19 protein-coding genes are annotated in these 22,687 nt (G+C 44.1%); 4 read left to right on the forward strand and 15 right to left on the reverse strand.

All coding sequences use genetic code 11. The features are described 5' to 3' along the window. The first annotated feature begins 43 nt into the window (after window positions 1-43). Window positions 44-2,791, forward strand: coding sequence for an endo-beta-N-acetylglucosaminidase (locus MKX36_RS17440; protein ID WP_340865193.1), 2,748 nt, complete (start codon window positions 44-46; stop codon window positions 2,789-2,791). Between the two features lie 153 nt (window positions 2,792-2,944). On the opposite strand, the gene MKX36_RS17445 is transcribed toward MKX36_RS17440, so the two are convergent. From MKX36_RS17445 to MKX36_RS17485, 9 genes are all read right to left on the reverse strand, one after another. Next, complete coding sequence (locus MKX36_RS17445; RefSeq protein WP_017428303.1) at window positions 2,945-3,481, reverse strand: SMI1/KNR4 family protein; 537 nt, start codon at window positions 3,479-3,481, stop codon at window positions 2,945-2,947. 53 nt (window positions 3,482-3,534) lie between these two features. After that, on the reverse strand, window positions 3,535-3,969 hold the full coding sequence (locus MKX36_RS17450) for a hypothetical protein (protein ID WP_290404861.1): 435 nt from the start codon (window positions 3,967-3,969) through the stop codon (window positions 3,535-3,537). A gap of 28 nt (window positions 3,970-3,997) precedes the next feature. Beyond that, entirely contained in the window at window positions 3,998-4,657 is a 660-nt protein-coding gene (locus tag MKX36_RS17455) for a DUF2625 domain-containing protein (RefSeq protein WP_340865195.1), read from the reverse strand. Window positions 4,658-4,692: 35 nt separating this feature from the next. After that, window positions 4,693-5,211, reverse strand: coding sequence for a hypothetical protein (locus MKX36_RS17460; protein WP_340865196.1), 519 nt, complete (start codon window positions 5,209-5,211; stop codon window positions 4,693-4,695). 30 nt (window positions 5,212-5,241) lie between these two features. Then, window positions 5,242-6,402: an immunity 26/phosphotriesterase HocA family protein gene (locus MKX36_RS17465; protein ID WP_340865197.1), complete on the reverse strand. Its 1,161-nt coding sequence runs from the start codon at window positions 6,400-6,402 to the stop codon at window positions 5,242-5,244. Window positions 6,403-6,486: 84 nt separating this feature from the next. Further along, complete coding sequence (locus MKX36_RS17470) at window positions 6,487-7,494, reverse strand: phosphotransferase (RefSeq protein ID WP_340865198.1); 1,008 nt, start codon at window positions 7,492-7,494, stop codon at window positions 6,487-6,489. Between the two features lie 90 nt (window positions 7,495-7,584). Continuing rightward, window positions 7,585-8,583 (reverse strand): AraC family transcriptional regulator, encoded by a 999-nt coding sequence (locus MKX36_RS17475; RefSeq protein ID WP_340866123.1) that lies wholly within the window; start codon window positions 8,581-8,583, stop codon window positions 7,585-7,587. A gap of 28 nt (window positions 8,584-8,611) precedes the next feature. Beyond that, complete coding sequence (locus tag MKX36_RS17480; protein WP_340865199.1) at window positions 8,612-9,805, reverse strand: MFS transporter; 1,194 nt, start codon at window positions 9,803-9,805, stop codon at window positions 8,612-8,614. Between the two features lie 28 nt (window positions 9,806-9,833). Further along, window positions 9,834-12,581 carry a family 78 glycoside hydrolase catalytic domain gene (locus MKX36_RS17485; RefSeq protein WP_340865200.1) on the reverse strand — a complete coding sequence of 916 codons (2,748 nt, stop codon included), beginning with the start codon at window positions 12,579-12,581 and terminating at the stop codon, window positions 9,834-9,836. A gap of 278 nt (window positions 12,582-12,859) precedes the next feature. On the opposite strand from MKX36_RS17485, the gene MKX36_RS17490 reads away from it, so the two are divergent. Further along, entirely contained in the window at window positions 12,860-13,861 is a 1,002-nt protein-coding gene (locus MKX36_RS17490; RefSeq protein ID WP_340865201.1) for a hypothetical protein, read from the forward strand. A 130-nt stretch (window positions 13,862-13,991) separates the two neighbouring features. Here MKX36_RS17490 and MKX36_RS17495 read toward each other — a convergent pair whose 3' ends face one another. The 3 genes from MKX36_RS17495 to MKX36_RS17505 form a co-directional block, all read right to left on the reverse strand. Next, window positions 13,992-14,393, reverse strand: a complete 402-nt coding sequence (locus MKX36_RS17495; protein ID WP_165081933.1) for a hypothetical protein — start codon at window positions 14,391-14,393, stop codon at window positions 13,992-13,994. A 22-nt stretch (window positions 14,394-14,415) separates the two neighbouring features. Next, on the reverse strand, window positions 14,416-14,742 hold the full coding sequence (locus tag MKX36_RS17500; RefSeq protein ID WP_016821768.1) for a hypothetical protein: 327 nt from the start codon (window positions 14,740-14,742) through the stop codon (window positions 14,416-14,418). 220 nt (window positions 14,743-14,962) lie between these two features. Then, a complete protein-coding gene (locus MKX36_RS17505) occupies window positions 14,963-16,162 on the reverse strand; it encodes an MFS transporter (RefSeq protein ID WP_340865203.1) in 1,200 nt (399 codons plus the stop codon). 251 nt (window positions 16,163-16,413) lie between these two features. Between MKX36_RS17505 and MKX36_RS17510 the strand changes: the two genes are divergently transcribed. Both MKX36_RS17510 and MKX36_RS17515 read left to right on the forward strand, forming a co-directional pair. After that, window positions 16,414-18,174 (forward strand): methyl-accepting chemotaxis protein, encoded by a 1,761-nt coding sequence (locus MKX36_RS17510; protein WP_019688179.1) that lies wholly within the window; start codon window positions 16,414-16,416, stop codon window positions 18,172-18,174. Window positions 18,175-18,476: 302 nt separating this feature from the next. Continuing rightward, window positions 18,477-20,072: an S-layer homology domain-containing protein gene (locus MKX36_RS17515; RefSeq protein WP_340865204.1), complete on the forward strand. Its 1,596-nt coding sequence runs from the start codon at window positions 18,477-18,479 to the stop codon at window positions 20,070-20,072. An 89-nt stretch (window positions 20,073-20,161) separates the two neighbouring features. Here MKX36_RS17515 and MKX36_RS17520 read toward each other — a convergent pair whose 3' ends face one another. The 3 genes from MKX36_RS17520 to MKX36_RS17530 form a co-directional block, all read right to left on the reverse strand. Next, window positions 20,162-21,124, reverse strand: a complete 963-nt coding sequence (locus tag MKX36_RS17520) for a helix-turn-helix domain-containing protein (protein WP_016821772.1) — start codon at window positions 21,122-21,124, stop codon at window positions 20,162-20,164. 130 nt (window positions 21,125-21,254) lie between these two features. Continuing rightward, window positions 21,255-21,650 carry a hypothetical protein gene (locus MKX36_RS17525; protein WP_016821773.1) on the reverse strand — a complete coding sequence of 132 codons (396 nt, stop codon included), beginning with the start codon at window positions 21,648-21,650 and terminating at the stop codon, window positions 21,255-21,257. Between the two features lie 42 nt (window positions 21,651-21,692). Then, window positions 21,693-22,676: a sensor domain-containing diguanylate cyclase gene (locus MKX36_RS17530; RefSeq protein WP_340865205.1), complete on the reverse strand. Its 984-nt coding sequence runs from the start codon at window positions 22,674-22,676 to the stop codon at window positions 21,693-21,695. Between the last annotated feature and the right edge of the window lie 11 nt (window positions 22,677-22,687).

Consider the following 22,687-nt stretch of genomic DNA (forward strand, 5'->3'; position numbering starts at 1 on the left):
TGATTATCTTTAGGGGGATAAATACTCGTTAGGGGGATGAGCTATGAAACGTAACAAGGTTCACAAGTTCGCTTTAAAATGGACTGCTCTGGTTTTGACTTCTGTCCTGTTCAGTCAAACCCTCTCTCCATCCGTGTATGCAGGCGATACCCTCCCGTATAAAGGAGAAAGCGCCAAAGGACCGAATCAGCCTTATCAGCATGGATACGCCAGCTCACATATTTTGGACTGGACTCCCACCCAAGATGTCTATGGAGATATGCTTCGCGCCCGTGTCCCACTGCAACAACGAAACAGCCCCTTTGCAGCCACACAGGCTCAGCCTGCTTTAAGCCCTGACACGCAAATGTTTACACTCAGCGGGGATTATGGTAACGCTTTCTTCGATAGCTATCCCTATACCAATAAATTCAGCCAATATTTGTTCAATTACTGGCAGTATACCGACTATTACGGCTACTGGCATGGCATGCCTACCGCCCATGTCCCTGAAGAGCTATACGATCCCCAAAAGGATTGGACGGAAAAGTGGTTTGAGTTCGGCATTCTGAACATTCCAAATCCGGGTTATACGAATGCGGCGCACAAAAACGGCGTTCTCTCCATCGCCTGTATCTTTTTCTCGGATAATGACCGTGGACCGCAAACGTATAAGCAAATGCTCCTACAGGATGCTCAGGGAGAATTTCCGGTAGCCAAAAAATTGGTCGAAATGGCGAAATATTATGGCTATGACGGCTACTTCATCAACCAGGAGGAAGCTTCAAAAGGCGTAGCTACAGAGGACATTCCCCGGTACAAACAGTTTATGAAATACTTACGGGATCAGGGTATGTATGTGCAATGGTACGACTCCACTGTAAACGAAACCGGTAAAATTGCTTATCAAAATGAGTTTAATACCGTGAACAGCCCGTTTGTCAAAGACAAGCAATATGGACAGGTGTCCGATTCTATTTTTCTGAATTATTGGTGGGACAAATCGAAGCTGAAAAGCTCCCGCGACCATGCCAAGCAATTGGGTCTGAACCCTCTTAAAACTGTTTTTGCCGGGATTGAGGGCGGGAATGGTGACTTTGGCAGATGGAAGCAAAAATACGACCTTCGTCTGAACATTGGTGATAACGGGCAGCCGATGAACAGTATCGCAACGTTGGGAGCCGATTTCACACATAATGCGCTGGATGAAGAGCTTGGCGGGCAGGACACCAATCGCAGAGCTGACAATGCCTATCAATGGATGACCTTTATCCGCGACCGTGTCTGGTGGTCCGGTCCGAATCAGAATCCCGTTCGTGCACAAAGAAACCCAAGTGTAGATTTGTCTGATGTAAAAGCTTCAGGTGCAAACTGGGACGGTATCGCGGCATATATCGCCGAACGTTCTGTCATCCGTGGCTCCCATTTTAACACCAGCTTCAATACCGGCCATGGCTTGCAGTATGTAGTGAATGGAGTTGTTTCCAATCCCAAGGAATGGTCCAACATTAATATTCAGGATATCCCGGTGACCTGGCAATGGTGGCTCGATACCAAAGGTAAACCGCTCTCGGTTGACTACGACTATGGCCCGAATTATACCAAAGGCACTCGGTTTACCTATCAGCCTATCGGTGCTTATCAGGGCGGCAGTTCCCTCGTCGTGAACGGAGAGCTGAATTCAGATAACTTTTTACGACTGTATAAAACGGATCTGTCGGTTAATCAGAATTCAAACTTGTCCATCACGTACAATAAGCCTTCCTCTGATGACAGCTCAGTACTGAGCATCGGACTTATGTTCAAGGATAACCCCGGCCAAGTCGTAAAAGTCAGCATCCCTAACTCTGGTAAACAAACCACGGGCTGGGTTAGCCGCAATTTGGACTTGAGTCCCTATCAAGGAAAAACAATTGCAGCTTTCGGTTTATCTTTTGATAAGGCGAATAAAACAATCAAAAACTATCAGATGAATATCGGCCAAATCAAGATAACAGACGGTTCTGCCCGGAAACCAGCCGCGCCGACAGGATTTAAAATCACCAAGGCCCTGACCGATACGAACGAAATGCTCGTAGCCTGGGACCTTGAGGATTACTCCAAAGTTAAACAATACAATCTGTATGAGAACGGCTCCTATATCGGCGGAATTTATGACTCAACCTATTATATTAAATCCCTAAACCATAAATCTGGTGAATTAATGCTTACCGCAGTTGGGGCTGATGGAACGGAAAGCGAACCGGCTCGATTAAGCTACGATCTGAATGCTGCCGTCAGTCACATTAAGGTGGAGACGAAAAAAAACGGGGATGCCACAGTAACGTGGAAAAATCCATCTAAAGCAGACGGAACGGTTAAATTGACCTTAATCACCGACTATACGGACACCGTATTCCAGAAAACCATTACGGCGGACAATGGCGCTGAAACGGCTACGTTTACCGATCTGCCCACAAATGGTGATCGCTACACCCTACGTATCGCCATCGGCAATCATGAACCTGTAGCCTATACCGGGCAGCTCGCAGACACGATGATAGAGCCTTATGCAAAAGAGAATGTGACAGTCACCGGATCAACCTATACGCTTGCTCTACCCACCTTGAAGGACTGGCATTATTTATATGTATACGAAAACGATGTGCCCAAACTATTTGGTGTAACTTATGTATCAAAAAAGTTTCCTTACATTGTCCGGGGAAGAACAAAATTAAGTGAACTCACTTTTACCCCTACTTCTCGTACCAGCTCGCTAAAGATCGTGCTTGAAGATTACGCTGGCAATCAGGCCACCACATATGTAAGATAGCTTGGTGCAAGAATTCCGAGACCGTCGATTCGTTGTTCAAACAACTAGCTCAAATTCAGCTATAGGGACATGAGCATACGACATAATAGCGAGAAGTCTCCAATTCAATGGACTTCTCGCTATTGCTATATATTGGGCAGAATCATGCAGATATCAATATAATGCCCATTTTTCCGTACACAGCTCTATAAATGAATGGGCAACCTGTTCACATTCGTCATACCCCAAGCTACCAGAATGAGCAAAAAGAATGGGGTATTCGTTGTTTCTTTTTTCCTCTCTCATATCAAACATATAGTGGTTTCCGCACCCATCCATCGCAAACGACACGGCACCCGGCATATACTCTGGCAGCTCGTAGGCGAGGTTCATTTCTCTCAAATCCTCGGTATTGAAAAATTGAAAATAACGTTCTCCATTTTGAAATTCCCCGCCATTAGAGTATTTCAGCAATTCTATGTAACTATCAGGAAATTGTTCTTGGGGCAGATGCCAGCCCACAGGATCTAGCGGTTTATATTGATCATAAAATGGAGACGATTTCGGGAAAGGGTTCACTTGTCTTTGTTGGATTTCGTGAATTTCCTGCTCCGATAGCTTGATGTTCCATGTGCTCAAAAAATCCCCGATTTGTTCACCAGTTGCTTCCGGGCATTTTACAAACTGTTGCTCAAAATGAATACTCCACATAATAACCAACCACCCTGCCTTGACGTCTCTAAAAGTTGTTGTTGCTACCTTTTTCAACCTTCTCCATCTTTTTCAACCCATTCAGCCACACTTTCATGAGGTTGAAGGTTCTCACGTTTATAGTAAAAAACGGTCTTGAGCTCGTAATCCAAGCTTTCAGCAGCAATAAAAAATCGAGTGCCGAACGTTTTATCCTCCATACAAATCACAGGCCCCTCATGAAATCCGTAAGAGACGGTTTTTAACATTTCCAATTCCTTGTCATTAGCCAGTCTAAAGCACTCAATTGAAAATACACCGCCCGGACAGGAAAGAAATGAGACCTCGTAAAAAGTGATCTCTATGTTGTGATAATAGCTAAAGTCAAAGCTCCCTGCTAGTACCAGCTTGGGGCGACTTGTATAATCATAAATGTAGTAATAGTCAATGTTATTTTGAGAAAGTATTTCATTCAGCTGCATCAGTTTGGATTGAATGGAATGATTCATGATCTTATGTCCCCCTCCCCACTCGCGGCTATTCCCGATCCGTCACCGCCTGCCACGCTTCTGTTATTGCTATAGGTGATTTGTGGCTGGTCTCTCCGCCACCTTCCTGAGTCCATAGCGGCGGATAATAAGCAAATACCTCTCCTGGCTGAAGTTGCTCCATATCCGACTGCCAACCATTCCAACGGAATGTCTGGTAGAACAAGCCCAAATCTCCCTCAGCCAACCAGCTCAAGAAACCGGAATAAGCCAGCTCAGTGGATTCCCACTCCAATGCATCCGGTGCAAAATAGTAGATGTGGCCGCTACGTCCAAACTTCCCTGTATCCAATCCAAAGAAGCCACCTGCTGCATCATAGGCCACAATCAGCATTCCCCCAAGTGCAGGGACGCTTGCTGGCTCTTGCAGCCCGTTCCACGAAGCCAAACTACCGTAAATTTCAGGCCCACCTGCACCCAGTAAGGTGATCCATCCGTGGTCAAATATGATCCCTCCTGTTTCATAGGCAACCGTTCCCAAGTACGATTTTGTGCTCACTTGCAAACGGTAGAGCGAATCTCCCCTAGCAGATTCCGATTCTGCCGGTACAATGCGAAATGGATTATTTCCTTCTTGCAGAATGTTTCTGACCTCTTCCCATGCATGGTTGTCCTGATCCACCAGCTCATCAACCGTTAACGTATGCATATCCATTCTCCTTCCTGTATTCCGATATCTATCTTTCAACCTTTGAACTGATTTTCGAAAACCTGCGTTTGCTCTAAAATCACCCACTGATTCAGCTCGTCGTAGCCTTGGACAATCGCCGTGATCTCATGCCTCGGATACATCCACTCAGATGGGGTCTTTTCCGCATATGAATGGGTGTCTGCCAATCCGACTGCATTGTGCTGGAAAATATGAATAAGTGTTCCGTGTGGGAAAAATGCTTCAATATAACCCTTTACCTTAGTCCCAACGGGCAGTACGGTTTTGACTTGATGCCATTCCTTGTTAAAGGTGTGAAGATTGCTAGACCAGATTTCTTCAAACTCTTTTTTTGTAATTTTCGTATAATAGGGCTCTGTATCATCAATTGCTTTCTCGGCTAACAAGAAATGATATTGCTCGTGCTTACGATTAGAAGCAATAAAAGTACCGTCATCTTGGATCACAATTTGCCGATAGGCTACGCCGTCTGAGTCTATTTCAAAATACCAGGTTCCCATGCCTGGTTCCGGACAATCTTTAAGATATTTCATTGGCCCCTCCTAAAAGGATGTATAACCGTGTCATTTCTTCTTTCTTTTTCCGCTATAGATTCTTGTCAAGTATGCGAGATATTCCGAACGCGTCAGTCCTCCTGTTTGGCGGTTGAACTCATCGTACGAAATGTCTTCCGGAAATCCGAATTCGGCCAGTGCTTTTCGACGCTCCTCCCGATACAACGGATTATCCAGCGTTTTGTGCCACTCCCGCTCTTCCCAAGGACCAAAACAGTCCGTAATAATACCTGAATACACACCGTTATTTAAAAATTCCCGCGAAGACTTGAACACTGTCTCCCCTTCCGGTTTGGAAATTGTGCCCGTTCCCCAGGACAGTCTATATATTCTTTCATTACTGCTATCCGTGCTAATGCCGTAACCCATCGGAAACACAATGTCCTCTTCCGCCAACGGTTTATGCCCTACCCGCTCGTAGGCCCCACGCATAAAGGAATCATCCATAACAATCCAGGTTGTATCCGATAACGGGGCGGCTGTGATGGATTCCAAAGTTATTGAACGGTCACGACTTGTGCACAAATACGGACGTACGAATAAAGGCATCGTCATGACACTGTTCCATATGCTCTCCTTTGCAAACAACTGATCCTTTTGCATTTGGCGCAAATCACCGACGACCAGTACATACCCATCTGTAAAAAGGTCTATTTCCACACGAAAGATGTCTCCCGGGATGGTTTTATAACGCTGGTTTTTCATATGCTTTAATCGATCCAGCTTTCGATCATAGTCGTTAGGCACAAGTGACGGGTAACGTTGAAGCCAATCCATGATCTCTTCTTTACTATGTAAATGCTCACATCCAGTGATGGGCAATCTCACGCCAGTTTTGCTATTCACAGCAGTAACATAACTAATAGGACGATCTCTTCGAATGCCTGCTGAAAAGGACACACCTTCTGCTGAGATGCTCGAAACACTTGTAAAATTCAGTTTTTTCTCTTTGCCACGAGCCGTTTTAGGCAGAACAAATGCCCGATCACGGGTAAAAATCTCTACATCAGCTTCTCCATAAGCATCCTCTTTAGAAGAAATTCGCTTGCGAATAACATCTCCATCCATACAAATAAAATATCCTTCTTTAATTTCTACCACGTCCCAATGTTCTTCCAGCGTCTCCAGCCCAAAATAGGGTCGTAACGCGTTCGTTAACCAACTATTCATCTGCTCCTCCTGTTCCGAGTTTAATTCAATAGACTTCATTTCTGTTATTCCAGAAATTATAACATAACACGGCATGTAGCTCGTTTATTCATACATTGTTCCAGCTTGGGCCAACTCCTCCTGAATCCAGCTACTGCTGGTAGACAGTTGGAGCAAGTCGGCCGCAATCTGTTGGATCTGTTCTTGCAATACGTGTGGCTGATCTGTTCCTTCCAGAAAGCGACTCACAAAATGAAGAAATACGTCTACCTTTCTAAGCAGCATCAACACAGGCAAAGCGTCGATCTCGGGTTGGCTTAAACGGATCTGGCGGCTGAAGCCCTGACAAAAATCACGAACAGCCGTTGTCTCCTCCGGTTGCCCCAAAAATCCTGATAAGATGACCGCCGGTTCCATCACCCGAACGTCTAACGTGCAAAATTCAAAATCAAGCAGTGCAGCCACCTGGCTATGATCAGAATCCTTTACTAATAAATTAGAAGCGTTCAAATCTCCATGTACAAGCTGATGCGGCAACTCTTCCAATGCTTGAAGTGAATCTGTAATCTCTTCATATACTTTTCCTATCAGGCGCAGCTCTTCATGTAAATTCTTGAGAGGCTCCGGCGGGTTTAAACAAAAGCCTTGGATTACTTCCGGGCTACATAATGGATAGGATTGCTGCAAAGCATAATACGGCCGATAGACTGGGGTCATATCAAGATTAAGTGTTGCAAGCACGGCAGACAATTCACCAGCTGCCTCGCCAAAAGAATGGGCAAAGCTAGGGTCCTGCTCCAAGGGTGATATACCTTCTATGTATTCGAATAGACACACATATTTGCCACTATCCTTCTCAACCTGTGCAAGTGTCTCTCCTGTAATCGTTCGAATTGGCATTGGAACCCTGAAGGATAGAGATTGCTTGCTCAGCGCTTGCAAAACCGCATGCTCAAATTCAATTTTGTCCCGATCCCTGTGTGTATCGTAGACGCGCAGCACCCCGCTTCGCCCACCACTCTTAACAAAATACGTCGTATTATTCCAGCCCCCGGTTCGTCTTTGCAATGTTCCATACCACTCCGGCCAGTTCCGTATTAGTACCGCTTCCAAGGATATCCCCCTTTACATTACTAGCTTATGAATTTGCCGATATTATAACATATAGACGCCCAATTCAAATTGGACGTCCTTGTGTATTCTTCATTTTCTCATTTGTTTGTTTCGGATATTTTGCGGGGTGGCACCATACGCGGTCTTAAATTTTTTATAGAAAAAACTCATGCTGTTATATCCAACCTGCTTAAATATCATTTCAAACGGCAGGTTGGTATTCACTACCAAAGAATAGGCGGCATTAAGCTTAATGTTGGCAATCAGCTCAGTGTAAGTAAGACCGGTTACTTTTTTCAACTTATTACTTAAATACGTACTATTGTAATTAAAATGGTTAGCTAATTGCTGAAGGCTTAAATGCTGATAATGCTCTTCCATATAATTCAGAATAGAGGTAATATGATTTTCCTGCTGGTTTACATGAATATTATGCTCGCTTTCCAATACACGAACCAATTCTCCAAATACAATTGGCAAATAAGCCTTGACCAACTCCATAGAGTCCTCTTGCCTGGAAAAATATTCGATTAAGATTCTACGCAATATATACTGAAGGTTCTCATTATGCTGTGACTCAAAAATAATAAAGTGATTATGGTGCTGATGCTGAAGGACTGAATTGGCGAGAAATTCGCCGATCAAACTTTTTTTCTTGGATAGCCGCTGTAGAAAGAGGGACGAGATCGTTTCTCTTTGCAGCAGGATATTAATCAGTATATCGTTTTCTCCCAAAGGAGAGATGCTGTGCGGCACATCCTTATCCAGAACACACACTTGACCTTCACAAAGCTGAATCTCTTTGCCTGCTATAATTTGGTTGCATTTACCTGAGTAAACATAGTTTAATTCAATAAATTCATGCATGTGCTCTAGCATCGGAGCAAACCTGTTGTGCTTGCTAATATAAATATCATGTTCTCCGAAAAAGAATAAAGCGGGCATTCGATACATATTCAGATTCATATCAAAAAATCGCTCATTCTCCGATTCTTTGGAGAGATCATTAATCACCTGATTGCTTTGTTGTTGCAGAAGCTCAATTTCAGTTTTACTTCTCAGCAACTGATCCAACTCATGCAGGTTCATAAACACAGACTCCTCCTTCAGACTCCCATTAACTGTGAACTGCCGTCTGTGTTTTGCTTTCCTTTCCTCTAATAGTGATTCCCAGACAGAGGAGCGCAGCAATCATAAATACAATCGCTGAAACGAGAAAGGAAAATGAGGCAGTTTCATTTCCAGACAACACCCCAACTAACTTGATGACATAAGGCGAAGCAAACGCTCCCAAATTGGAGCCCACCATTGCAATCGAAATAGATATCGTCCCACTACCCTTAGGTACGATTTTAGTTAGTATGGTAAAAATATAGGGAATAAACAGTGCAAAGCTAAAGCCAATAATCAGCATGGCGACCGTAACCATCGTCACACTCTGAGCAAACCACAGCAGGACAAAGCCTGTTGCTGTTAATAGACTGGAGATAAAGGGTGCGTAATTTCTGAACCATTTATATATTCTACCAAACAAGAAGCCTGCAATCATGGTTGATAAGGAGAACAGCGTTAAAGCGGTCCCTAAAAATCCTGCATTAGGCATACTCTTCTCAGCAATCATAATGCCTGTTTTGGTATACACAATCATAATAAAAGTCATAAACAGAAAAAGTGCAGCTCCTAAGCCAAGTACAGGTAGGGATACTCCCCTACTCTTGTTACCCGTTCCTGTCGTGCACACTGTAGGCTCCCCACGCTCTGGTTCAGGGATGATAAAAAAGAATAACAGTGCGATCGGAATCGTGATCGCATAGCACAAAAAGGCAAACGGCCAGTCGATTAGGGCAAGCTGTCCTGCCACAAAGGTAGCCAAGCTGCTTCCGAGCCCTTGTACAGCGCTTTGAAAGCCTACCAATTGAGCACGTTCGTCCCCTTCAAAAAAATCACTAATTAAACTGACAGCCAGTGAATTGAACATCCCCAGACCTGCTCCTAGCACCAAACGCAACGCGAGAATCCATGTAATATTCGTAGTGAGCATAGGAAGTATTCCGCCGATGACCACGAGCAAAAGTCCTAGCAGGACTGTATTTTTTTTACCCATGCGGGAAGAGATCGGGCCACTCAACAATACAAACAGCATCATCGAGAAAGACGGGATCGTAACTACGCTTTCAATCAGCGAACTGGAGACTCCCGGGAATTGGTTCAGCATCATCGGGATGACAGCTGAAATAGCACTCGCTGATGTCAGGACTAAGGAAATAGACAGCAACGCCGTTTTAAACCATATTTTGTTTTTGATATTCATCAAGCTTCTCACCTCTAGTCTATGTTATTTAGCCCTGGTTGTATTTGTACTGGAACGTATACTGTCCAGATCCGACGATAAACGTCAATTCATGATCTCCGTTCTTTTGAAAAACCGCCTGTTCCCCGGTAGAACCTAATTCCCCGGCCAGCTCTTGTGGCACATTACCAGGCGGATACTGAATGGACGGGTATTGTGTGGTAATGGTCTGTTGTAGCGTATCCAGCTCCATAACGCCTGGAAGCGTAATCTCAGCCGTCGTATTATGTGGTACGTGAACCGTCATCTGCATTTCTTCATTCACGATTTTCCAATGGACAGCAAGCGCACCATATGGTGTCTCCAGCTTGCCATGGGCCGAAGTAAGATTAATAGGCGGTTTGGGTGCTAACCGTGACTTTTTGTAGCCCGCTTCAAGCACATCGATTCCGGCAATATTTTGGTACATAAAGTCTCCAACTGAACCGTACGAATAGTGATTGAACGAATTCATATCAGTGCTCCAGAAGGAGCCGTCCACTTTGATGCTGTCCCAATGCTCCCACATGGTCGTGGCCCCACGTTCAACCTGATAGAGCCAGGAAGGATAATCATTCTGGAATAAAATTTTATAAGCTACATCTGTATAGCCATTGTCGGATAAAACTAGGCATAGATAGGGCGTGCCCACAAAGCCGGTATCCAGATGCATATCATTTTTTTCTATCAGCCGTACGAGCTCCTGGATCACTTGCTTTTTATAGCTTTCTGGTACCAATCCGAAGTGCAAAGCCACAACCTGTGCAGTTTGGGTATTCGAAGTCAGCTTGCCAGCGTCATCAAAATAACGGTTCGCAAAAGCGGCTTTAATCCCTTCATGCAGGCTTTGATAGGTGTTGTAATCGGTATAGCGATTCAGCAGTTTGGCCGTCTGCGCCAAAATATGAGTCGAATACGCAAAGTATGCAGTCGCTACCAGCGTTCCATCGGTCGCTCCAAAATAGCTTCCTTCCTCGCTGTCCAGCGCCAACCAATCTCCCAGTTGCAAACCACTATCCCACAGATGCTCCTCAGTCCCCTGGGCACGGATATAATCGACCCATGCTTTCATACTGTCATACTGCTGAGCCAAAATCTGCTTATCCCCATAACATTGATAGATAGTCCACGGACATATAACCGCCGCGTCCCCCCATGCTGCCGTCGTTTTGTCCATATTATCTGCAAAGGTTCCTTTGAGGACGTCCGGCACGACAAAAGGCACAGCCCCATTCTCCAGCTGGTTGTAAGCCAAATCTTTCAGCCACTTTCGGAAGAAGGAAGCACTATTCATATTGAAGCTGGCCGTTCTGGCAAAAATCTGTGCATCGCCGGTCCAGCCTAATCGCTCATCACGCTGCGGGCAATCGGTCGGCACATCCAGGAAGTTCCCCTTTTGCCCCCATACAATATTGTGCTGGAGTTGATTGAGCTTTGGATCGGATGTCTCGAACAAGCCAATTGTCTCCATATCTGAATGCAAAACAACGCCCGTAAAATCTTCAATGTCTACGCCAGCCGGAAAGCCCTCAAGTTTCACATATTGGAAGCCTTGAAAAGTGAAATGCGGCCTAAATATCTCCGTCCCCTTGCCGCTGCAAATGTACGTAATCTGCTGCGCTGCATCCCGAATGTTATCTCGGTAAAAGTTCCCTTGCTGATCCAGCACTTCACCATGTATCAAATTCAGAACCGTACCCTCAGGAGCTTCAACTTTAAATTCCAGCCAGCCTACCATATTTTGCCCCAAGTTAAGGACCAGCTCGCCTTTAGGCGTTTGAATCAGTTCAACAGGCTTTAATCGGTTCATTACACGGACAGGCTCGTTCTCCTGAGCAACCAGATGACTTAACGGAAACGGGACGACCTGCATCATTTTCCGTTCATTCAAGGAGCGATGCTCGCCTGCCTGCTGCTCCAATCGGGCATCATAGATTTCGCCGTTATAAATGTCCGACATCAAAATGGCACAGCTCGTTTCCTCCCAGGAAGAATCTGAGCAAATGAGTTCTGAACGGCCATCTTCATAGCTAATCTTCATTTGAAATAACAAAGCATTCGTGTTCCCATAGGTATCCTTGCGCTTTTGCCAGCCTAGATAGCCGCTGTACCAGCCTTCTCCTACCGTGGCTGTGATGCGATTATGTTGTTCTCGAATGGTAGAAGTCACATCATAGGCTTGCACCTGGACACGATCGTTATAATCTGTCCATCCCGGGGTAAAATAGGCATCGCCTACTCTTTGTCCATTTAGCTCCAGCTCATATAGACCAAGGCTTGTGGCATAAATGACTGCTTTTTTTACTTTTCCCTCAACTGAAAAACACTTGGAGGAAGCAAAAGGGGCTCTCGTCTGAAACTTTTCATGGAGGCTTCGCTCCTTCACTGTAATCCATTCTGCCTTCCAGTCCTGCTCAGAAAGCAGCCCCATTTCCCAAAAGCCAAACTCACTCCATTCCGATTCCTCCGGTTCGGTGTCACCTGCTCCCTGAGCCCATACTTTTACCCGGTAATAATATCGTTGTCCGGATTCCAGTGGAGGACCTCCATAGGGAAACAAAATAGATTGCTCCGAATAGGAAAAATGATTCCAAATCAGCGGTTCAAAAGTAGGATGTATGGATACTTGCAATTGGAAGCGTTTTTGGAAAACGTATATGTTGTCAGATTCAATTTGCCAGCTTAGTCGCGGCTTTAGGCAGCCCAGTCCAATCGGATTGTTTAAATGTTCACATCTAAGCGCTTTCACTTTTAGCATTCTTATGTCCTCCCTGAGATCTTCTTTTGTGTTTCTATACTCAAATTAAAACGCTTCCAATAGTTGTGCGCAATGTTGTATCCCTGCATGTTGTATGCTTGATTTACAGGTGTTGAATGTCCAACCCTTATATTGAATCTTAAAATGGGTCTATTAGAAAAATATGTACGTGTATACATCGCTGCTACACTAAGCGATCCCGTCTCAAAAGGAAATCGCTTGTTTTATATACATATGGATTGTAGTATTAAGCCGATCAAGAAAGGAGAATCACAGTATTGGAAACGAACTACAAAAGGCTGCTGGATCAGATGATGGCACCCTATGATGAAATGCTGCAGAGTCTAATAAGTGATCACGCCGATTTTTCGAAGGTTGACTATTTGGAGCAACACAATGAGGAATATGGAAAAAGTGATGCCAATTATACCAATCGCTTAAAGGTGCTTTTGGCTATGTATAATCGTGAGGATCGAGATGCCCCGCATTACGAACCGATTGTGAGAAGGCTGCTCGTGAATGAGATTATAGACAGGGAAACGAACAGTTTTCAGGGGATTGGCGATGCTCTGTATTACGCCATTTTTTTACTGCAAAAGTATGAGCGTGAGCAGGACCAAATTTTGTTCCAGCAGGCCAAGAAGGCCAATTTCGATACATATGCCGGGTTTGACCCTGAGTTGATTTTGGAAACATATTTGTTCAGCAAAGATACAGCTGATCTTGAGGATTGCATCAATATCGCAAGTGAGCTCGGGGAAGATATGTATCTATCATTATTTATCGATTTGTGGATCAGAGAGCAGACGGATTGGAACAAAGAAAATTTACAGGCACTCGTTTATCATGAGAGATGGCGCAACCATCCAGAAGGTGAAATTGAAGCCCTTAAAAAGCTGGCCGAAATAGAAAAAACAGAAGGAAATCATCATAATTACTGTTCTACTGCATCTAACTTGGCAGAGAAGTTCATTGAAACAGGTCGATTGGATGAAGCGTGGGAAACGATGGTAACCATTATTCCGCTTATTACGAAGGAAAAAGAATGGTTCCTGTACGGACTTGGTCGCAATATTATTACCTCCTGTATCCATATCATCTTGCATTTTGGGGCAGAAAGCCTGCAGGCCTCTTCATTATGGCAAACAATAAAAGGGATTCTTCAACCTGCCGCTAACAATATGGGGACCAATCAATATCAGCTTGCTGTATCTGCCAGCAAATTTATGGCAGATACCGAATTGGAGCAAACATTAATCAGAAACCAAAAGCACCGTTAATAATCCAGTTGCAACAAGGAGACTGTCGCGTGTACTGCAAAGAACCAGGCACTCGACTCAGTGGCTCGCCGTCCGGTCGCCCCTCGAAGCGAGGGGCAGCAAAAATACGGATTGCAGTGCATGGCCTTCTCTACAGATTTCCGGTCACGATAATACCATCTGCTTGCTTCAGATGCGCTCTGACCCACGCTGTAAAGGAATCGATAAATAGGCGCAATTCCGGCTCCTTGGCAGGCCAAGCATCCAATTCTGTTAATATTTCATGCCATACCGACTCCTGTATCGGATTATCCCAGCAGGGGTCAAAAGCCTCATACGTTTCTCCTGTATCAGGATCGACAAGTGGATATTTGGACTTTAACGCAGACAGCACGATATCAAAGTCATCTGCGTAGATGAATATCATCTCCTCCAGCTTCGGTTCATCAGTATCCCCATAACGCAGCGGTTCAAAAGTATATCCAATATTGGCTCGTGGACCGCTATAGCGATAGATTAGTGTCTGAATCTCTTTTTTGTCCTTCTTACTCAATCTCACCCACTCCTTTCTTCGGCTATAACTCGAACCAATCCGCAGCGCATTTCTCTTCTTCCAGCACCCTGCACATTCCTTCCCTCAACCTCATCGCATCTCCGCCGCCGATATGAAATAGACAATAGATATAAGGTTCATCATCTTCTAAATCTTCAATATTTCTTGCCTCTTCCAATGAAATCTGGAGCGCTTCAGGCCAATCAGAATTATTCTGAAGCAGGACAAAGCCATCCTCATCCCTTTGCATCCGATATCCGTCAATCCTAGGCAATGCTTCAGCTAAGCGTTCCATTAGCGCTTTAATATCCTTAACATTTGCGACCTTAATTCCATACTCCCAACCCATCTACATTCCTCCAACACGTTTTCAAAAAACCTGACTTAAAGACCTGAGTGCGTACAAGCTGTATTTTTTGTTTAATGCCACCCATTTTTGCCGGATTTCCATAAGCTCTTCACTCCCTTCTGATTTTCCTGAAATTTCTTATAACTTATTATAATAGATATAGGCTTCCGATGAGTATACTCCGGAAGCCTATGGATTCATCTAATCACTCTTTTATTTATTATGCCTTGTCAGGCACAGGCTTACTATTCCCGTCTCCCTTTTTTACCCCCAGCATAACGATAGCCATACAAGCAACCAGAACCGCTATAAGAATAAAGGGAATATATTTGTCTACTCGATATAAAGTGGTCGTCAAAATAGGAGCAATGATCGCGGAAATTCCCTGTATCGCAGCTACCAGCCCTGCTGCTCCCCCTTGCTGTTCTTGACTGACCGAAAGCGAAGCACCTGCCATAAATCCGGGCATCAGTAAGCCCGTGCCTATGCCAAACATAAAGAACGCTGCATAGTAAAGGACCAAGCTGGCTGAAATCAGAAATAATGCCATTCCAGCAATCAGGAATAGAGAACCGAGCAAAATCATCGGCTTAGGCTGCCATTTAAGCCATTTCATTTGGATGATCTGCACGATCAGCATCGCTGCTCCGGAGAACATAAGTCCAAAGGAAACAACTCTTGCTGTTTCTTCGGATGTAAGACCTAACTGATCTTGAAAATAAAAACCACCTATAACCTGAATAGTCACAATACTAATCATCGTAACCAAGCCTGCAAACAAATACATTCTTAGACCTGGCTGGAGGGGATTAATTCGAGCAGGTTTTTGCTGAATAACAGGCTGGGCGGCCGGAATCGCCAGTAGAGACACCACGAATGCAACAGCGGCAATGCCAATTCCAAAATATAAGGGCCATAACAGTCCTATTAAAGTAAAGGCACCTGCAATCGCGGGGCCAAATACCAGCCCAAGCCCATTCGCCGCACTAATAATAGCCATACCACTTCCACGCTCTTCACCCTCCGTTACATCCCCCATATAAGCTTGGGAAGATGACAACACCGCCGGGATAAAGCCGCCAATTAAGCCGCGTGTAACAATCAGCAGGACTAACAGCAGTCCCCCACTGAGCCAACCCTTTAATCCTGCAAAAAGAGTAAGCGTAAACAACAGACAGCTTACACACATCCCTATAAACCCAAGCAAAATCACAGGCTTGCGGCCCTTTGCATCACTCAGATTTCCCCATACTGGAGCCATTAAGGCCATCGTTATAGAACCAAGCGATATAATTATTCCGGAATGGCTTTCTCTTAAGCCTAATTCACGAATAAGGGGCGGCATAATTGGAGCAATGAGCATGAGCCCTAGCATAGCCACAAAAACACTGAAAAAGATGCTCCCTTTTATTCTATTCATCCTCGCACACTCCTCTGTTATAGATTCTCTCTATGCAGAAGTATACGGAGCATACCAAAAAGCTACTGCCTATAGACGGATAAATTTGCGGTTAAACGGATTTAATTTAGCCTATAAAATAGCAGCCAGGCTGAAAGGGCTTAATTTCCTGACGAGTTTTTACGATATATGATGTACAGTCTTTTTACCTTTAGTAACAAAATGCAGTTGTGGGTTGAGTCTGTATATCGATCTCTAAGGGGGAAATCACAGTGAAAACAAAGATAGGATCAATCATGAAGGTGAGATCGTTAAGGGCGAAGTTAACCATAATGTGCTTGATTATTTTAATTGTACCTACTTTTGTGATTGGAAGCAGTTCTTATGTTGTTTCCAAGAATGAAATGAATGAATCAGGCAAAGTGGCACTTAAGAATAGTGTGCAAATGGTAATTGGTATGATTAGTTTCCTCAATGGGCAAGTCGAAGCCGGTAATTTAACATTGGAGGAAGCACAGGAAAAACTGCGCATCGAACTGCTCGGTGTAAAAGATGCTAATAACAAAAGACCGGTAAAGATTAAATATACTGTAGGTAAAACAGGTTATCCGTGGGCAGTCAACCAAGATGCCGTTTCAGTGATGAACCCTTCAAATGAAGGCCAGGATTTAATAAATGCCGTATCCGAAGACGGTGTGCATGTGGGAAAAGAGTTTGTAAAAGCCGGTACAAACGGCGGGGGATTCGTCACTTATAAATGGGCTTTACCTGGTACAGATCAAGTAGAGACGAAAATCTCGTACGTTGAAAAGGATCCTTATTGGGGGTGGATCATCGGTTCTGGAGCATATTTTAACGAATTTAACAGCGGAGCGACCAAAGTCCTTTATATTGTCCTGATTATTACAGCTGTTGCGGTTATTCTGGGAGCAGTTATCGTAAGCTTTGTTTCGGGACGTTTTACGAAACCTATTATCACGATTGCAAAGCGGCTTAACTCAGTTGCGGACGGTGATTTAACAGTCCAAGAAGTCAAAATGAATTCAAAAGATGAGATCGGTGAGCTTGCACAGGACTTCAATCATATGATTAAAAATATTCGATTTCTGATCGGTGAGGTAAACCTGTCCACCAAGCAGGTCGCTGCTTCCTCGAAAGAATTGACCCTTGGAGCAGAGCACACTGGACAGGCAACCGAGCATATCACCGTCGCAATTCAGGAATCGGCGGCCGGTGCGAAGGAGCAGCAACTGATGCTTCAGAAGACAACCAGCTCGCTTGAGGAAATTTCAATAGGTATGCAACGGATCACGGATAGCTCCTTGACTATTGCTGAATCGTCTGCAGACGCGATGGAAATGGCGAGCCTTGGCGGTACTGCTGTACAACATACAGTGAAGCAAATGGACTTGATTAACCATTCTGTCAATGAAACCGATGCGGTTATGAGAATGTTGGATGAACGCACTCAACAGATCGACACGATGCTACATGCCATTACGGATATCGCACAGCAGACCAATCTGCTTGCCTTAAATGCTTCGATTGAGGCTGCCCGTGCAGGCGAAGAAGGCCGCGGTTTCTCCGTAGTTGCTTCAGAGGTAAGAAAACTGGCCGAACAATCGAATCAGTCTTCCGGGCAGATTTCTGAGTTGATTCAGAATATGCGCAAAGATATGGAGCATTCGCTTCAGACCATGGAACGCGTAAAACAGGATGTCGACTCCGGCATTAAAATTGCCAATGAGACGGAGCAGCAGTTTAACAAAATTGTGGCGTCCACCAATCATATCGCACAGCAAACGGAAGAGCTTGCAAGCATCACGGAGCAAATAACCGCAAGTGTCCAGGAAATTTCAGCAAGTGGAGAAAACGTATCGAGTCTGGCGCTCCAAGCGGCGGACAACTCGCAGAATATTGCAGCGTCTGCAGAAGAACAGCTAGCTTCGATGCAGCAGATCACCAGCCTGGCAACGACCTTGTCGGATATGTCACAGAAATTACAGGATCTAACGGTCAAATTTAAATACTAACGGAATAAGTCTTTCCAAAATATCACGCTAAACTGTCATTCATATTATGAGGTCAACCATTTCTTTCTGGTTGACCCTTTTTGCATTTGCTCTGAGAAATTACGGAAAAGGCTCGCAAATCGTGATCCCCTTCTAGCGATGTGAATTGGGCACGGTTTTTATCGATTTGGTTCAGAATTGGTTCAGAGGCATTTAGTATAGTAAATCAGTAGTGTAAGAAAGAAAAATTATATTAGTAGGTTAGTCATCATGGAGGATCCTAGTAAGTTCATCGTGACACCGGAATTTTATGGAGGAAATTTATGCGTAAAATCAAGTCTTTTTGTTTATCTTATCTTGCTATTATCGTTTTATTTGGAACCTGGACATGGAGTTTTTCCGAGAGTGCTGTGTATGCAACCTCCCCACCAGTACCTAGTGTAACGGATGCTGTGTATGCTACTGAAACCACAGTAACGAGTTGGACAAATCCTTCTAAACAAGGTCAATCCGTAACGTTTAGCATCAAAACCATCTCAACTCCACAAATTACGAAGGATTTAACCGGCACGGTGGTCCTTATGGATGGTACGGATATATTAGATACGCTGACGATGAGGCCAAATGGCATTGCGAATGGATATGCCACTGCCACTTACACCACAAGTAATCTAAGTGTGGGAAGTCACCCGATTACGGCTATATATAGTGGGGATGCTCGATTTATTCCCAGTACATCTGAGCCATACATTCAGGTCGTAAATGCATCTGCACCTGCGCCTACACCTTCACTGAGACCTACAGTAACTACAGTATTGAGTTCGACGAATCCGTCTAGTCAAGGTCAAGAAGTAAAGTTTAGCGTGAGGACAACTTCAAACCCACAAACGTCGGGCGATTTAACTGGAACGGTCATTCTTATGGACGGCACGAATGTATTAGATACGCTGACGATGGAGCCGGTGGGCATTTCGAACGGCTATGCCAATGGGTACTACACTACAAGAGACTTAAGTGTGGGAAGCCACGCTATCACTGCTATATACAGCGGGGATGCTCGATTTGCCCCGAGTACATCTGAAGCGTATATACAGGTTGTAAATGGAAATGCAAGCACTGGTGGTACTGAAAACACTGGCGGAACTGGTGATACTAGCAATAACGACAGCAGCAGTAGCAATAAAAAAGATAAGAAGGATAACACGGATAGCAGTGATTCATCTTCTTCCAGTGAAACAACCACACCTTCATCACCATCGGTTTCTTCAACGGTTTTACCGACTCCAGAAATCATGCCAGTAGAGCAATCCGAGGTTGCGCATGAAAAATATATAACGGGTTATCAGGATGGTACTTTCCGACCGGACCAGTCGATTACACGGGCTGAAACCGCTGCAATGATGGCTAGGATTATGAAGTTGGAGACAAAAGAAGGCTCAACGACATACAAAGATGTACCTAGCACGTATTGGGCAAAGGATTCGATTATAGCACTTACGACACAGCACCTCATGAATGGGTATGCAGATGGAACATTTCGACCAGAGCAACCCATTACCCGTGCAGAAATGGCAGCAATACTCGCATCCTGGAAGCAGCTTAAAGGAACACAAACCACAGCTTCTCCTTATACCGATATCGAAAAACATTGGGCAAGAGATTCCATTGTAGCGTTAGCTAATGCAGGATGGATTACCGGCTATAATGATGGAAGCTTCCAACCCAATAAATATATAACACGCGTAGAAACCGTTACAATTTTGAACACAATCTTAAAACGAGGACCCCTGGAAGGAACCATTCAGGCTACATGGAAGGATGTACCAACAGATTACTGGGCATTCAAAAATATTGAAGAAGCGTCTCGTACCCATACTTCAACCATCAATACAGATGGCATTGAAACTTTCGTGAAATAAGCACCAAATAAAAAGGCTGGAGTCCTATCTATACAGGGTTCCAGCTTTTTTGTTTACTTAATATTTTTAACATGGTCAAAACAGAATTTTTAAAATAATTTCTTTAAAGATGATGGCTTCACTCCGTATTCCCGGAAAAATTGCTCTGAAAATGCACTCACATTACTGTATCCTACAGCCATCGCAGCTTCTGTTACATTGCTTTCCTGGCTTCGAAGCAGCTTCATCGCATATTCAAGACGAATTTGGCGCAAATGTTCAAATACAGTTGTTCCAAAACATGCTTTGAATCCTTTTTTTAATTTAAAATCATTTAATCCAACCTTTTTTGATAATGCGATCAGTGAAGGAGGATCAATCATGCTGGATTCAAGGATTTGCCGAGCCATATGCAACTTTCTGACATCTTCTTTAGATAGGCCTTCGGGCATGGGAGTTAAATCAAATAATTGAATCATAAACCTATTCAAAATCTCTAGTGCCGCTGCTTCCATTAATAAAGGCGATCTATGCACACTTTTCAAGTCTTTGATCAAATGTTCAATCATCACTATACTTCTGTGATCCAGTTCAAAACTAAGATGATGGAACGCAGCACCCTTCAGAATTTGATTAAATTCAATAGCTACCTGTCGACGAGCTGCCAACTGTGAAGCTGCATAATTAAACAACGAGACAGGAATGCCAAGCGCAAAGGATTGGTATTGTTCGTTAACGGGAGGATGGAAATATGCTTTGAAATCCTGTAAAAAAATAAGAGCACCCCGCCCTATCGGGAGCGTATAGTCCAGACCAGCTATATTTACATGACGTTGACCCGAAAGTGCAAATTGAAGTTCAATCATTTGTCCTCTGGAGGCAAAGTTCGTCGGATAAGGCTCGTGATATTGAATATGCGAATACACAATCTCGATTCCGCTGTAAGTCGTAACTCGGTAAATATGTCCGTCGCCCGCTTCCGGTAACATCATATACGTATGCTCGTTTTGTTTTCTAAACGGAGTTTTTTCTAAATAATGCTGATATATTAATGATAACGAATTTGAATTCACAGGCGTTCACCTCAAAGGTTTTCATTCATTCTGATACCACAAATGAGAATCGTTATCATTAATATTAGCTGAATTTGACTGGTTTGACCAGGCTTATTGGAGTATGCTGTGGAGATATTCGGGGAATCTATTAATCCCAATCCATATAAAACGTTGCCTTCAATTTACCCTTCTCACATGCTGGGCAGCTCAAATGAACCGGCACATTGTTTTCAATGAGTTCCTGCTGCATAACACTCGCGCATCTAGGACAAGCATAAGAAATTTTATACTGTGATGAGTCCGATTCCATCTCAATAAACAATTCATTGCGGATGGCCTGACAGACCGGGCACACATACAGAGCGTCATAAGCATCATATCTCGTCGAAGGGTTGCCTATGAATTCCTCAATACGCCGTTTAAGGGCAGCATCCTGTACAAACGAAGCAATGGATTCCAAACGCATATATAATAAACCAAACCCCACAAATATGTTCTCAGTATACGCACAGATATCACAGTCCAGCTTGTACGCTTCCCCCATTTTTATCCTCCCCAGCTCTTCTGCGGTTATTGAAGCCTCTACCTATTTCTTTACAAGACTTGCTGCATGCGTGACCCGGTTTCTCCCGCCACTCTTGGAAGCATACAGTGCCAAATCTGCTTGATGAACTATCGATTGTTCCGTATCCGCTTGCGTAACCGTTGCCACGCCAATACTCACAGTAATGCTGTAATCTCCCCAATCCCTTGAGGCCGTCGTGGAGCGATATCTTTCTGCTGTACGAATGGCTTCCTCTGCGTCGTTGCCCGGAAGAATAATGACAAACTCCTCTCCACCATAACGAGCGACAATATCCATCTCCCGTGACATGGATTGTAGTAATTCAGCCAGATTAGTGAGCACCAGGTCGCCCACCGGATGACCATAAGTGTCATTAATGCTTTTGAAACGATCAATATCAATGATCAGCAACGAGAAAGGTATTCCGGTCTCTTGAAAGGAGGCTAGGCTGATTTGTAATTGATCTTGAAAATATCTTCTATTTTTAAGCCCAGTTAACGGGTCGGTTGACGCCATCGTTTCTAGCTGGTGATTAATCCGCACTAGTTCCTGCTGTTTGATTTCATATTCTTCGTGCAACCGTTCAAGCTTCTGGTTTGCTTCATTCGTCGCCTGATATAATTCCTGAAGCTTGGTTTTGGTCTGTAGTATATCTTTCTCATGTTCAATCCGCTTACGCATCATAAGCACTACACAATCAATAACAGCTTCTCCATTGCGTTCCTGCCGAACTCCGTTTAGAAGTACAGGCACATCCTGTCGATCACTTGTGCGAAACGAGAAGTACATCTCATCAACATGCCCGTACAACTGGATGTAGGGATAAAAATAAGTATGAAAAAATAGCTTGTTCGTAACAGACATTGTCGTTTCAATCGGCCGTCCGAGCAATTGATCACGTTCATAAAGAAGCATGTCCAATAAAGTTTGATTTACCGATTGAATGATCCCAGCGTCCGAAATTGAAAAGTATCCACAGGGAGCTTTATCTAATTGAATATCCATTGCACGACTGC

Origin of the sequence: Paenibacillus sp. FSL W8-0439 (assembly GCF_038008995.1) — a bacterium.
Taxonomy (GTDB): Bacteria; Bacillota; Bacilli; order Paenibacillales; family Paenibacillaceae; genus Paenibacillus; species Paenibacillus polymyxa.